The following is an 11,845-nucleotide window of genomic DNA, read 5'->3' on the forward strand; positions in this document are numbered from 1 at the left end:
GGTGAATCGAAGCCAGCGGCTCCGCAGGGGCTCGGTCGTCTCGAAGCAGCATGAATCGAGCGTGAATCTGTCGCGGACACGAGCGATCTTCAGCAAACCGCAACCCTTATCGGTCTTAGATCAGGTTCGGATTTCCAAGACCACCGGTTCGAGCCGATGAATCAGAAGCGTTACCGCATCGAGGACAGCCTGGGCCTGGCGCCGGCCGTGGTGATGGCGCCGAGCGTCCAGCCCGTGGCGGGGGGCGCCAACCTCGACGAGATCCTGTCCGCGATCCAGGACCTGCGCCGCATCACCCAATCGAGCGCCGGCGAGACCATCGATGCGTGCCGCCGCGAGCTGAGCGAAGCCTTCGCGATGCGGTCCGAGCTCGACGTGATGAAGGCGGCGATCACCAACACCCGCGACGAGATCGCGGCGCTCTATCATTCCGAGAGCAACGGCAAGGGGATGCGCCGGGCGGCCGACGAGCTCGGCGCCGTGGTCGGCTCGACCGAGCGCGCCACCTCGACGCTGCTCACCGCGCTGGAGGACATCGAGGCGAACGCCAACATCTTGCGGGCCGGCAACCTCGGCAAGGGCGGCCAGGACAAGGTCGACGTCATCCTCGACCGCGTCATCGTCGCCTACGAGGCCTGCAACTTCCAGGACCTGACCGGCCAGCGCATCAGCAAGATCGTCAACGTGATGAGCTTCGTCGAATCGCATCTCGACCGGATGATCTCCGCCTGGAGCGGGCTCGACGGCTTCCGCGACCTGATCGACGGCGGCGTCGAGGCCGTCATCGACCCGGACGACGAGCGCTCCCTCTTGAACGGCCCGAAGCTCGACGAGGATCCGGGCCACGTCGATCAGTCGGACATCGACGCGCTGTTCGGCTGAGGCGGCGCGCCTTAGCGCGTCCCGCCCCTTCCCTCCACAGTTTTGCGGGCTTAGATCACGGCGATGAGCCGGAGAGTCCCGTCAGGTCGCACCACCGAGGATCTGCCTCCCGAGGGCTTCGACGACGAAGCCTCGGAGAACGGAGCCTTCGACGACGAGCGGGACGAGGCCGTACCGGCGCAGGCCGACGAGGCGCCCGAGATCGACTTCGATTTCGAGCCCGGCGCCGTCGAGGCCGGCACGGAGGTGATCCGTCGGTTCTGGAGCACGCTGCCCTTGGGGCCGGGCGTCTACCGGATGTTCGATGCCAAAGGCGACGTGCTCTACGTCGGCAAGGCCAAGAACCTGAAGGCCCGTGTCGGCTCGTACGCACGGGGCCAGGCGCATTCCAACCGCATCGCCCGGATGATCTCGCAGACGGCGGCGATGGAGTTCGTCACCACTGCCACCGAGACCGAGGCGCTGCTACTCGAGGCCAACCTGATCAAACAGTTGAAGCCGCGCTTCAACGTGCTGATGCGGGACGACAAGTCGTTCCCCTACATCCTCGTCACCGCCGACGGGCCGGCGCCGCAGATCGTCAAGCATCGCGGCGCACGGCGCCGCAAGGGCAGCTATTATGGGCCGTTCGCCAGCGTCTGGGCGGTGAACCGCACCGTGAACGCCCTGCAGCGCGCCTTCCTGCTGCGCACCTGCACCGACAGCTATTACGAGAACCGTACCCGGCCCTGCCTGCTGTTCCAGATCAAGCGCTGCTCCGGCCCCTGCACCGGCGAGATCGCGCTGGAGGACTATGCCGGCATGGCCGACTCGGCCAAGAACTTCCTCGCCGGCAAGTCCAACGCGGTGAAGGACCGGATGCGCCTGGAGATGCAGACCGCCTCCGACGCGATGGAGTTCGAGCGCGCCGCCCGCTTCCGCGACCGGATCAGTGCGCTGTCGGCGATTCAAGGCGTTCAGGGTGTCAACACGCAAGGGGTCGAGGAGGCGGACGTGTTCGCCCTCGACGAGCAGGCCGGGCAGTTTTGCATCGAGGTGTTCTTCTTCCGCAACTTCCAGAACTGGGGTAACCGCGCCTATTTCCCCAAGGCCGACCGCTCGATGACGCCGGACGAGGTGCTGGGCTCGTTCATCGGCCAGTTCTACGATGCGATGCCGGCGCCGCGCCTCGTGCTGACGAGCCATGCGGTCGAGGACGCGGAGCTCGTCGCCGCGGCTTTGTCCAGCCAGGTCGCCTACCGGGTCGAGCTGCATCAGCCGCAGCGCGGCGAGCGCAAGGCGTTGGTCGAGTACGCCCAGCGCAACGCCAAGGAGGCCCTCGGCCGGCGCCTCGCCGACACCGCCTCGCAGGGCAAGCTCCTGGTCGCGCTGGGGCAGGCCTTCGCCCTCGACCGCACGCCGCGCCGGATCGAGGTCTACGACAACTCGCACATCATGGGCACCAACGCCGTCGGCGGCATGGTGGTCGCGGGACCCTCGGGCTTCATGAAGACGCATTACCGCACCTTCAACATCAAGTCCGAGGAGCTGACGCCCGGCGACGATTACGGGATGATGCGCGAGGTGCTGCAGCGCCGCTTCAAGCGCCTGGTGAAGGAGGCGCCGCGCACCCCCGCGCAGGCCGCGGTCGCGGCGAGCGAGGGCGGCGCGCCGGAGCCGGCGCCCGAACCGCCCGAGGAGGCCGACGCGTTCCCAGCCTGGCCCGACCTCGTGCTCGTCGACGGCGGCAAGGGCCAGCTCGACGCCGCGCGAAAGGCCCTGGAGGAGATCGGAGTCGCCGACGTGGCGCTGGTCGGTATCGCCAAGGGGCGCGACCGCGACGCCGGCCGCGAGACCTTCTTCGTACCGGGCCGCCCGCCGTTCAAGCTGCCGCCGCGCGACCCGACCCTCTACTTCGTGCAGCGCCTGCGCGACGAGGCGCATCGCTTCGCAATCGGGACCCACCGGGCCAAGCGCAAGCGGGAGCTGGTGCGCAACCCGCTCGACGAGATCGCGGGCATCGGCCCGAGCCGCAAGCGCGCGCTCCTGCACCAGTTCGGCACCGTGAAGGCGATCGAGCGGGCGGCCTACGAGGACCTCGCCAAGACGCCCGGCGTCAACGCCGCCACCGCGCGCGCCGTCTACGACTTCTTCCATGCGGGGGGCTGAGGCATGAGCGGAGCGGGAGGCTGAGGATGAGCGATCGCATCGGGGATTCGTCGGAATGGTTGACGCTCGCGCAGGCGCATGATTTCACCGGCGCGATGAACGCCGTCCTCCCCCGACGCCGGTCGCAGGCTTGGACGCTCGCGAACTGCCTGACCTACGGCCGCCTGGTCGCCGTCCCGGTGATGGTCGCGCTGCTGTTCTGGCCCGATTCGACCGCGATGCGCTTCACAGCCTTCGCGGTCTTCGTGCTCGCCGCGATCACCGACTACCTCGACGGCTACGTCGCCCGCGCCTACGCGCAGAGTTCGGCGCTCGGGCGCATGCTCGATCCGATCGCCGACAAGCTGCTGGTGGCCGCCTGCCTGCTGATGCTGGTGGCCGACCGCACCATCGTTGGCTCCTCCGTCTGGGCAGCGATCGTGATCCTGTGCCGCGAGGTGCTGGTCTCCGGGCTTCGCGAATACCTCGCCGAGCTGAAGGTCGGCGTGCCGGTGAGCAAGGTCGCCAAGTGGAAGACCACGGTGCAGCTCGTGGCTTTGGGTTTCCTTGTCGCGGGACCGGCGGGCGAGACGATCCTGCCCGGCACCGAGCGGATCGGCCTCGTCCTGCTCTGGCTCGCCGCCGCCCTGACGCTCTGGACCGGCTGGGACTACATGCGCGCGGGCATCAAGCACGTCATCGACGATCCGCGATAAGATCCCCGAATAGGGCGCGGGTCCATTCTCTCAGGGGGAGAGGGGGTAGCTCGGCGCCCGTCCCGCTGGGGCCGGCGTCGGACCAGGAAACCGAACCATGAAGCTCGTCTATTTCGCCTGGGTCCGCGAGCGCGTCGGGCGCCCCGAGGAGACCGTGACGCCGCCGGCCGAGGTGGCGACGGTGGGGGACCTCATCGGCTGGCTGAAGGGGCGCGGCGAGGAATATGCCTACGCCTTCGAGAAGGACGGCGTGGTCCGCGCCGCGATCGACAAGGTGCACGCCAAGCCCGACGCTGCGATCGCGGGCGCCCGGGAGATCGCGTTCTTCCCGCCGATGACCGGCGGTTAGGGCCGCCGCAGGGCCGCGGCCGCGATCAGCGCCGCGCCGAGCAGCGTCGCCGCCACCGGCGTCGCCGAGGCGTCGTGCCAGGCGGCGACGACCAGGGTGAAGCCGGCGCCGAAGGCCATCTGCAGGAAGCCGTAGAGGCTGGAGGCGGAGCCGGCCGCATGCGGGTCGACGTTCATCAGCCCGGCGACCGCGTTGGGGCCGAGCAGCCCGACGCCGACCGCGTACAGCACGAGCGGCGCGATCAGGCTCGTCACCGAGAGACCGCCCGCCTGGTCGATCGCGAGCAGCGAGGCGGCGCCCGCGAGGCACAGCCAGTTCCCGCTGCGGGCTGCCCGCAGGATCGGGACGCGGCCGGCGAGCCGGCTCGCCAGGGTCGCGCCTGCGACCATGCCGAACACCACGATCAGGCAATCGAGCCCGACCTCCTGCGTCGAGCGCCCGAGGCGATCGACCAGGAGGAACGGCGCCACCGCAAGGAAGGCGTAGAGGCTGGTCCCAGCACACGACCCGGCCACGACGTAGGCGCGGAAGGTCGGGTTCCGCAGCAGCCGAAGATAGCCGGCGGCCATCGCCCCGATTCCCGGCAGTGGCGTCTTGTGGCGGTTGGTCTCGGGCAGCAGTACGAGGACGAGGATGCCGAGCACCGCGACGAGGGCGGCGAGCGCGACGAACACCGCCCGCCAGCCGAAGGCATCCGAGATCAAGCCGCCCAGGCCCGGGGCCAGGGCCGGCGTCAGCGTCATCGCGAGCGTCAGGATCGCGAGCTTGCGCGTGGCGTCGGCGCTGGTCGAGACGTCGCGCACCATCGCCCGGCCGATCACCAGCGACCCGCAGGCCCCGAGCGATTGCAGGATGCGCGCGACGACGAGGACGCCGATGCTTTGCGCCGGGATCGCAAGGAGCAGCCCGAGCAGGTAGAGCGACAGCCCGCCGAGCAGCACCGGCCGGCGGCCGAACCGGTCGGAGAGCGGTCCGTAAACCAGCTGCCCGCTCGCGAGCCCGACGAGGTAGAGTGTGATAGTCAGCTGCGCCGCCGCCGGCGTCGTCCCGAGGTCGGCTGCCGCCGCCGCAAGCGCCGGCACGAAGACGTGCAGGGCCAGGGTCCCGGTCATCGTCACCGCGACGAGGAGCGGCAGCGGGGCCTTCTTCTCAGGGGGCGGTGGGGGCCGTCGATCGCGCAAAGGTGAGCGTCCCCGGTCGCAGCGTTTCCCGACGCCTGGGTCAGGCCGTTACTGCGAGCGGGCCCGGTCGACCACGGCGCGGGCCGCGGCGAAGGCCTCGTCGGCGTCGAGATGGGTGGTGTCGAGCCGCACCGCGTCGTCGGCCGCCTTGAGCGGGGCCGTGCTCCGCGCCGCGTCCCGGGCGTCGCGCGCCTCGATGTCGGCGAGGATGGCGGCCAGCGTCGTCGTCTCGCCCCGGTGTTCCAGCTCTCGATGGCGGCGGCGGGCACGCTCGGTTGCGTCGGCCGTGATGAACAGTTTGACCCGCGCGTCCGGGCACACCACCGTGCCGATGTCGCGCCCGTCGAGCACCGCGCCGGCGCTGGTGCCGGCGAAGCGCTGCTGCCAGGCCAGAAGCGCCGCGCGCACCGCCGGCACCGCCGAGATGCGCGAGGCCGCCTCCCCCATCGCCCGGTCGCGGAGGCGCGGGTCGGCGAGGCGGTCGGCGATCAGGCTCTCGGCGGCCCGGGCCGCCGCGGCTTCGTCGTCGAGGGAGGCGCCGGCGTCGAGCAGCGTCAGCGCGACGCCGCGATAGAGCAGGCCGGTGTCGAGGTGGGGCAGGCCGTAGTGCCGTGCGAGGCGCTGGGCGAGCGTGCCCTTGCCGGAGGCGGCCGGGCCGTCGATGGCGATGACCATGGCGTTCGGGTTGTCGGGCATCGGGTTACGCCCCGATCCCGGCGCCGAGCGCCTGCATCGTCGGCAGGAAGCTCGGGAAGCTCGTGGCGATCATCGCGCCGTCGTCGACGGTGACCGGCTTGGCGGTGGCCAGCCCCATCACCAGGAATGCCATGGCGATGCGATGGTCGAGATGGGTCGCGACCGTGCCGCCGCCCACCGGCGCGGTGCCGTCGCCGTGGACGATCAGGTCGTCGCCCTGGATCAGGTGGGCGACGCCGTTGGCCTTGAGGCCGGCGGCCACCGCGGCGAGCCTGTCCGATTCCTTTACCCGCAACTCGTGCAGTCCGTGCATCCGCGTTGTGCCCTCGGCGAACGCCGCGGCGACCGCGAGCACCGGGTACTCGTCGATCATCGCCGGCGCCCGCTCGGCCGGCACGTCGACGCCCCTGAGCCGGCTCGCACGGACGCGCAGGTCGGCGACGGTCTCGCCGCCCTCCTCGCGCTCGCGCAGGCGCTCGATGTCGGCGCCCATCTCGATGAGCGTCGTGATCAGCCCGGTGCGCAACGGGTTCATCATCACGCCCTCGATCGTGACCTCCGAGCCCGGCACGATCAGCGCGGCCACCAGCGGGAAGGCAGCCGAGGACGGGTCGGCCGGCACCACCACGTCGGTGCCGCGCAGCGTCGGCTGGCCGGTCAGCGTGATCGCGCGGCCGTGGCCGTCGGGCCCGTGTGGGACCACGGAGACTTCGGCGCCGAACAGGCGCAGCATCCGCTCGGTGTGGTCGCGGGTGGCCGCGGCCTCGATGACGGTGGTGGCTCCAGCGGCGTTGAGGCCGGCGAGCAGCACCGCGGACTTGATCTGCGCCGAGGCCGCCGGCGTCTCGTAGCGGATCGGGATCGCCTCGCGCGGGCCGCGCAACGTCAGCGGCACGCGGCCGCCCTCCGCCTCGGCCAGCACCTGTGTGCCCATGAGCCGGAGCGGATCGAGGATGCGGCGCATCGGCCGGCTGCGCAGGGAGGCGTCGCCGTCGAAGGTTGCGGTGACCGGCTGGCCGCCGACCACGCCCATCATCAGGCGCGAGCCAGTGCCGGCATTGCCGAAATCGAGGGTCTCGGCCGGATCGGACAGGCCGCCGACGCCGACGCCGCGGACGACCCAGCGCCCCTCGCCCAGGCGCTCCATTGAGGCGCCGAGCGCGCGGGCGCTGGCGGCGGTGCGCAGCACGTCGTCGCCCTCCAGCAGGCCCTCCACCCGCGTCTCGCCGATGGAAAGCAGGCCGAGGATCATCGCCCGGTGCGAGATCGACTTGTCGCCGGGCGGGCGAAGCCGCCCACGCAGGGGCGCGCCGGGCGCGGCGGTCAGCGGAGTCGGCTCGGAATCGTGCGACACGGGCGGTCAACTTCGCGAGGGCATCCGGGCCGAGGCCTGGGGATCGCCGGAAGGCGCTGGGGCGCCGAAAGCCGTCGCGACGCCGGGGCGTCGTGCGGGAACATGGGGCGGTCGGTTATCACGCGCGCCGCGATCCGTCATCCGAGGCGCAGCTCGATCCGGTGTCCAGTGAGGCTCAGGCGCGCACCGAATGTCGCCGACGAACGACCCAAGTTCATTTTTCGGCAAAAAGGGGGTTGAGTCCGATCCGACGCCCGCCTATAGAACCGCCCTCGCCGGACGGCATCGCCGGGCCAGCGAGACACCAGCGCGGACCTCCAGAGCCGCGGTGGAAGAGAGTGGGGCCTTAGCTCAGCTGGGAGAGCGCTTCCATGGCATGGAAGAGGTCATCGGTTCGATCCCGTTAGGCTCCACCACTCTCCCTTTCCAACTCAATTTGCTTCGATAGGCACCCCGTAAAGGTGCGCTCGGTGTTTAGCAAAAAACGGGCGCTCGCATCGTGTCTCGCACGCGCGGCTGCTCGTTTCAGGCTGCTCCTACGCGTCAGCTTTCCTGCATCGGATCGCCATCGGCGCGTGCGCGCGGCCGGCGGGTTGCGTTCATCCTGATCGGTCGCGGTGGAATTTTTCCCGCCTCTCCGAGGAACCGAATCGTCTACCACGCCCTTCATCGCTCAATCAGTGGTTGTGTATGAGGCCGTGATGGTTGCGATCGTGATGGCGGCGCTGTTCGGTGCGGGTGCGTCGACGCTGTTGCTGGCGAAATTCGGCTTGCTGACCGCACTCCTGGCGATCCCCATCGGTGGAAGCGCTGCCGGCATGGCGGCCGCATTGGGCTTGGCCGTGGCGCGGGATCGGCACTTTCGGGGCCGGACGTGCGAACCTCGTGTTGCGGTGCGCGCCTTCCCCGTCGCTCGTTGACCCGACGCCTCCGTCGCCCGTGCTTCAGCCGTGCCTGTCCAGGAACTGTGCGAGGTAGGCCCCAGCTGCGTCCGGCCGTTCCACGGCGAGGAGGTGGGCGGCCTGCGGCAGGATCACGAGCTCCGCCTGACGGATGCCCTGGCAGATCTCTTCGGCCATCGCAGGCGGGGTGGCCGGGTCGTCTCGTCCTGCGACGATCAGCGTCGGGGCGGTGATCGCCGGGAGCCTCGGGCGCAGGTCCATCCGGCCGATCGCGCCGCAGCAGACCGCGTATCCGACGGCGTCGCAGGCCGTGAACGCGTGACGAATCGGCTCGACCACGTCCGGATGCCGCTCGGGAAAGCCCGGCGTGAACCAACGGCCGAGCGTCGCCTCGACGATCGCCCCGGTGCCCTCCGCCCGCACCGTCGCGGCGCGGGCGTTCCAGCTCGCCTCGCTCGGCATGTGGGCGGCGGTCGCCATCAGGGTTAGGCTCGCCACGCGGTCGGGCGCGGCGCTCGCCAGCGCCTGCATCGTCATGCCGCCGAGCGACAGGCCGACGGCGTGGATGCGGGCGATGCCGAGCGTGTCGAGCAACGCGAGAAGGTCGCCGGCGAGGTCGTCGATCTCGGCCGGTGCGTCCTGGGTCGCCGAGCCGCCGTGGCCGCGGGTGTCGTAGCGCAGGATGCGGTAGCGGTCGGAGAGGCGCGGCATCAGCGCGTCCCACATGACCAGCGTGGTCCCGAGCGAATTCGAGAACGCCACCACCGGCGCGTCCTCCGGGCCGGAGAGGGTGTGGTGCAGGGAAGCGGGCGCCATGGTCAGGCCGCGAGCCCAAGGACGGCGCGCGCCTCGGCCGGGTTCGCCACTCGGCGGCCGTGACGGCGCACCGCCTCGGCCGCGAGCCCGACGAGCTCGGCGTTGCTCGCGGCGAGCCGATCCTTCGTGATCCGGATGTTGTCCTCGAGGCCGGTGCGGACCGCGTCGGCGCCGCGCGCCAGCGCCCACTCCATCACGATCGCCTGGTTTCGGCCGATGCCGGCGGCGGTCCAGGTCGCCCCGGGCAGGATGCGCCGGCTCTCGGCGAGCAGGATGTCGAGCAGGTGCTCATCGGCCGGCATCGCGTTCTGAACGCCCATCACGAACTGCACGTGCGGACGCGCGTCGATCAGGCCGGCCTCGACGAGGCGCCGGGCGCCGTGGAGGTGCGACAGGTCGAAGATCTCGATCTCGGGCCGCACGCCGTATCGCTTCATTTGCGTGGCGAGATCGGTGACCAGGGTGGCTGCGTTCTCGTAGACGATGGTCGGGAAGTTGACCGATCCGGTCGAGAGCGAGGCCATGTCCGGCCGGTGCTGCAGCGAGAGCCCGCGGCTCGCCGGGTCGCGTCCCCGCCCGCCGGTGGAGAACTGCACCACGAGGCCGGGGCAATGCTTGCGCAGGCCCTCCTGAACGGCGGCGAAGCGATCGGGGTCTGAGGACGGCGTCTCGTCGTCGTTGCGCACGTGAATGTGCGCCAGCGTCGCCCCCGCCTCGTAGGCCTGATGCGTCGACTCGACCTGCTCGGCCACGGTCACCGGAAGCGCCGGGTTGTCCGCCTTGCGCGGCACCGAGCCGGTGATCGCCACGGCGATGACGACGGGCGCGCTGGTCTCGATCTGGCTCATGGTCCCTCCGTGGGTCGGCCGCGTCTCCGCGCGCTGCCGACGGATGTAGACCGCCGCGCCCGCGCGCAAAGCCCGGGACGGAGACAGCGCCGCCGCTCTGTCCGCACCGGCGCGGCCCGCTTGATGCGGCGGTCGCACCGGTTCATGGGTTGATGGTCCGCGCCGCGGTCCGCGAGTCGAGCGCGAGCGACCGCGAGCCGCGTGCGATGGAGGATGTCATGAGCCGTCTCGTCACCGTGCTGAACGGTCCGAACCTGAACCTCCTCGGCCGGCGCCAGCCGGAGATCTACGGCCATGAGACCCTGGCCGACATCGAGGCCGCCTGCCGGGCGCTCGCCGACGAGCTCGGGCTCGGGCTGCAGTTCCACCAATCGAACCACGAGGGCGAGCTGATCGATTGGATCCACGCGGCGCGGGACGAGGCCGCCGGCATCGTCATCAACCCGGCCGCCTTCACTCACACCTCGGTGGCGTTGCTCGACGCGCTCAACGCCTTCGACGGGCCGGTGATCGAGGTGCACATCTCGAACGTCCACAAGCGCGAAACCTTCCGGCACCATTCCTACGTCTCGCTGCGCGCCGACGGCGTCATCGCCGGGCTCGGCACCGAGGGTTACGGGCTGGCGCTCCGCCGCGTCGCGACGCTGATCGGCCTGGCCGAGGCGGCGCGCTGATGCGTGACGGCGCGGTGGACCGCGACAGGAGCGTGCACGCGGCGCATGGACGGTTCGGCCGCCGATGCCTATGGCGTTGCGCGAGCCCGCGTCCGCCGGTCCGGGTGCTCCTCCTGCTTGCGATGGCGATGTTCGGTTCGATGCGTCCCGTCTCGGCCGAACCGGTCCCGCCCGCCGAGGCGACGGCTGGGCTGGTCGCGGCCCTCCAGGCCCGCATCCTGTCCGGCCACAGCGCTACCGCGGTGCTCGAGGCGTGGTGCGCCGAGCGCGGCCTGTCGGCCGACCCGCACCTCGTCGCCCGCCGGATCTCGGGCCCCGACAAGCCCCTCGACGCGGCCCAGCGCCAGCGGCTCGGGCTCGCGCCGGACGAGCCCGTCCGCTACCGGCGGGTCCGGCTCGCCTGCGGCGTCCACGTTCTGTCGGAGGCCGACAACTGGTACGTGCCGGGCCGGCTCACGCCCGCGATGAACGCGGCTCTCGACGAGACCGACGCGCCGTTCGGCCGGGTGGTGCGCCCGCTGGAGCCGACCCGGCGCAACGTCGCGCTGCGGCCGCTGCGCGACCCCGACGCCCCTCCCCCGGGGCCGGACGACCCGCTGTTCGAGATCGACGCAGTGCTTGCGACCGGGGCCGGCCTGCCGTTCTGCGAGGTCGCCGAGACCTATCTCGGGGCCGTGCTCGGGCGCGGGCTCTAGCGGACGCTTCCGCGGCTTGCGGGAGCGCGGTGCGCGCGGCTATTGCCGGGGCGATCGCCTGGACGGGCGGCACCCTCGGAGACCCCGCATGAGACCGGCAACAGTGTTCGCTCCCGCCCTCGTCGCCCTCTGCCTCGCCGGCGGCGGCGCGCAGGCGCAGAAGGCCGCCGACCCGGCCGGGATCTGGCTGACCGAGACCGGCGATTCCAAGGTTCGGCTGTCGCGGTGCGGCGCCGGGTATTGCGGCACCATCGTCAGCACCACGGGCAAGGGCCTCGACGCCAACAACCCGGACCCGGCCCTACGCGCCCGCAGCGTCGTCGGCGTGCAGATCGTCAACGCCACGAACGCATCGGGCGACGGCTATTCCGGCACCCTCTACAATCCGAAGGACGGGAAGACCTATTCCGGCTCGCTCAAGATGACCGGCCCGAACGCGATCGAAGTTTCGGGCTGCGTGATGAGCGTGTTCTGCAAGCGCCAGACCTGGAAGCGGGTGGGCTGAAGGTTTCCGCGGTTTATCGTCTGGCGATTCAGGCTGCGTACCCTCCCCCGCACCCAAGTCGGGCTTGCCCGACTCGGGCACACAGAGTGCGGACCTCGGG

13 protein-coding genes and 1 tRNA gene are annotated in these 11,845 nt (G+C 71.0%); 9 read left to right on the top strand and 5 right to left on the bottom strand.

What is annotated here, in order from left to right; genetic code table 11:
* Positions 1-156 precede the first annotated feature (156 nt).
* From FV234_RS07245 to moaD, 4 genes are all read left to right on the top strand, one after another.
* On the top strand, positions 157-882 hold the full coding sequence (locus tag FV234_RS07245; RefSeq protein WP_147828556.1) for a chemotaxis protein: 726 nt from the start codon (positions 157-159) through the stop codon (positions 880-882).
* 63 nt (positions 883-945) lie between these two features.
* A complete protein-coding gene (gene uvrC, locus FV234_RS07250) occupies positions 946-3,030 on the top strand; it encodes an excinuclease ABC subunit UvrC (RefSeq protein WP_147828557.1) in 2,085 nt (694 codons plus the stop codon).
* 95 nt (positions 3,031-3,125) lie between these two features.
* Positions 3,126-3,725 (top strand): CDP-diacylglycerol--glycerol-3-phosphate 3-phosphatidyltransferase, encoded by a 600-nt coding sequence (pgsA, locus tag FV234_RS07255; protein ID WP_147753593.1) that lies wholly within the window; start codon positions 3,126-3,128, stop codon positions 3,723-3,725.
* A 97-nt stretch (positions 3,726-3,822) separates the two neighbouring features.
* Entirely contained in the window at positions 3,823-4,074 is a 252-nt protein-coding gene (gene moaD, locus FV234_RS07260; RefSeq protein ID WP_147828558.1) for a molybdopterin converting factor subunit 1, read from the top strand.
* Here moaD and FV234_RS07265 read toward each other — a convergent pair.
* Genes FV234_RS07265 through aroA form a run of 3 tightly spaced genes read right to left on the bottom strand, consistent with a single transcriptional unit; the run spans position 4,071 to position 7,305 of the window.
* Positions 4,071-5,255 carry a multidrug effflux MFS transporter gene (locus FV234_RS07265; protein ID WP_281407951.1) on the bottom strand — a complete coding sequence of 395 codons (1,185 nt, stop codon included), beginning with the start codon at positions 5,253-5,255 and terminating at the stop codon, positions 4,071-4,073. The two genes, moaD and FV234_RS07265, sit on opposite strands and share 4 nt — an antisense overlap.
* Before the next feature lie 48 nt (positions 5,256-5,303).
* The gene (locus tag FV234_RS07270) at positions 5,304-5,951 is read right to left on the bottom strand and encodes a (d)CMP kinase (protein ID WP_147828559.1); all 648 of its coding nucleotides are present in this window, start codon (positions 5,949-5,951) and stop codon (positions 5,304-5,306) included.
* A gap of 4 nt (positions 5,952-5,955) precedes the next feature.
* The gene (gene aroA / locus FV234_RS07275; RefSeq protein ID WP_147828560.1) at positions 5,956-7,305 is read right to left on the bottom strand and encodes a 3-phosphoshikimate 1-carboxyvinyltransferase; all 1,350 of its coding nucleotides are present in this window, start codon (positions 7,303-7,305) and stop codon (positions 5,956-5,958) included.
* 340 nt (positions 7,306-7,645) lie between these two features.
* Between aroA and FV234_RS07280 the strand changes: the two genes are divergently transcribed.
* Both FV234_RS07280 and FV234_RS07285 read left to right on the top strand, forming a co-directional pair.
* Positions 7,646-7,721: transfer RNA gene (locus FV234_RS07280), tRNA-Ala, on the top strand.
* A gap of 285 nt (positions 7,722-8,006) precedes the next feature.
* The gene (locus tag FV234_RS07285; protein ID WP_147828561.1) at positions 8,007-8,225 is read left to right on the top strand and encodes a hypothetical protein; all 219 of its coding nucleotides are present in this window, start codon (positions 8,007-8,009) and stop codon (positions 8,223-8,225) included.
* 24 nt (positions 8,226-8,249) lie between these two features.
* Here FV234_RS07285 and pcaD read toward each other — a convergent pair whose 3' ends face one another.
* Together pcaD and FV234_RS07295 are read right to left on the bottom strand one after the other, a co-directional pair.
* Positions 8,250-9,023, bottom strand: coding sequence for a 3-oxoadipate enol-lactonase (pcaD, locus tag FV234_RS07290; protein ID WP_147828562.1), 774 nt, complete (start codon positions 9,021-9,023; stop codon positions 8,250-8,252).
* 2 nt (positions 9,024-9,025) lie between these two features.
* Positions 9,026-9,871 carry a 3-keto-5-aminohexanoate cleavage protein gene (locus FV234_RS07295; protein ID WP_147753589.1) on the bottom strand — a complete coding sequence of 282 codons (846 nt, stop codon included), beginning with the start codon at positions 9,869-9,871 and terminating at the stop codon, positions 9,026-9,028.
* 218 nt (positions 9,872-10,089) lie between these two features.
* On the opposite strand from FV234_RS07295, the gene aroQ reads away from it, so the two are divergent.
* The 3 genes from aroQ (at position 10,090) to FV234_RS07310 (ending at position 11,745) form a co-directional block, all read left to right on the top strand.
* Positions 10,090-10,545, top strand: a complete 456-nt coding sequence (aroQ, locus tag FV234_RS07300) for a type II 3-dehydroquinate dehydratase (protein ID WP_147753590.1) — start codon at positions 10,090-10,092, stop codon at positions 10,543-10,545.
* A 140-nt stretch (positions 10,546-10,685) separates the two neighbouring features.
* A complete protein-coding gene (locus tag FV234_RS07305; RefSeq protein ID WP_147828563.1) occupies positions 10,686-11,240 on the top strand; it encodes a hypothetical protein in 555 nt (184 codons plus the stop codon).
* A gap of 88 nt (positions 11,241-11,328) precedes the next feature.
* On the top strand, positions 11,329-11,745 hold the full coding sequence (locus FV234_RS07310; protein ID WP_147828564.1) for a DUF2147 domain-containing protein: 417 nt from the start codon (positions 11,329-11,331) through the stop codon (positions 11,743-11,745).
* The last annotated feature ends 100 nt before the right edge of the window (positions 11,746-11,845 follow it).

The sequence above is a fragment of the Methylobacterium sp. WL8 genome, assembly GCF_008040045.1.
Lineage (GTDB): Bacteria > Pseudomonadota > Alphaproteobacteria > Rhizobiales > Beijerinckiaceae > Methylobacterium > Methylobacterium cerastii.

Excerpts from the sequence above, each read along its gene's own strand:
- pcaD (WP_147828562.1), bottom strand. The coding sequence starts at position 9,023 with ATGGCGCCCGCTTCCCTGCACCACACCCTCTCCGGCCCGGAGGACGCG.
- FV234_RS07305 (WP_147828563.1), top strand. The coding sequence starts at position 10,686 with ATGCGTCCCGTCTCGGCCGAACCGGTCCCGCCCGCCGAGGCGACGGCT.
- aroQ (WP_147753590.1), top strand. The coding sequence starts at position 10,090 with ATGAGCCGTCTCGTCACCGTGCTGAACGGTCCGAACCTGAACCTCCTC.
- FV234_RS07310 (WP_147828564.1), top strand. The coding sequence starts at position 11,329 with ATGAGACCGGCAACAGTGTTCGCTCCCGCCCTCGTCGCCCTCTGCCTC.
- uvrC (WP_147828557.1), top strand. The coding sequence starts at position 946 with ATGAGCCGGAGAGTCCCGTCAGGTCGCACCACCGAGGATCTGCCTCCC.
- FV234_RS07245 (WP_147828556.1), top strand. The coding sequence starts at position 157 with ATGAATCAGAAGCGTTACCGCATCGAGGACAGCCTGGGCCTGGCGCCG.
- pgsA (WP_147753593.1), top strand. The coding sequence starts at position 3,126 with ATGAACGCCGTCCTCCCCCGACGCCGGTCGCAGGCTTGGACGCTCGCG.
- FV234_RS07295 (WP_147753589.1), bottom strand. The coding sequence starts at position 9,871 with ATGAGCCAGATCGAGACCAGCGCGCCCGTCGTCATCGCCGTGGCGATC.
- FV234_RS07270 (WP_147828559.1), bottom strand. The coding sequence starts at position 5,951 with ATGCCCGACAACCCGAACGCCATGGTCATCGCCATCGACGGCCCGGCC.
- moaD (WP_147828558.1), top strand. The coding sequence starts at position 3,823 with ATGAAGCTCGTCTATTTCGCCTGGGTCCGCGAGCGCGTCGGGCGCCCC.
- FV234_RS07285 (WP_147828561.1), top strand. The coding sequence starts at position 8,007 with ATGGTTGCGATCGTGATGGCGGCGCTGTTCGGTGCGGGTGCGTCGACG.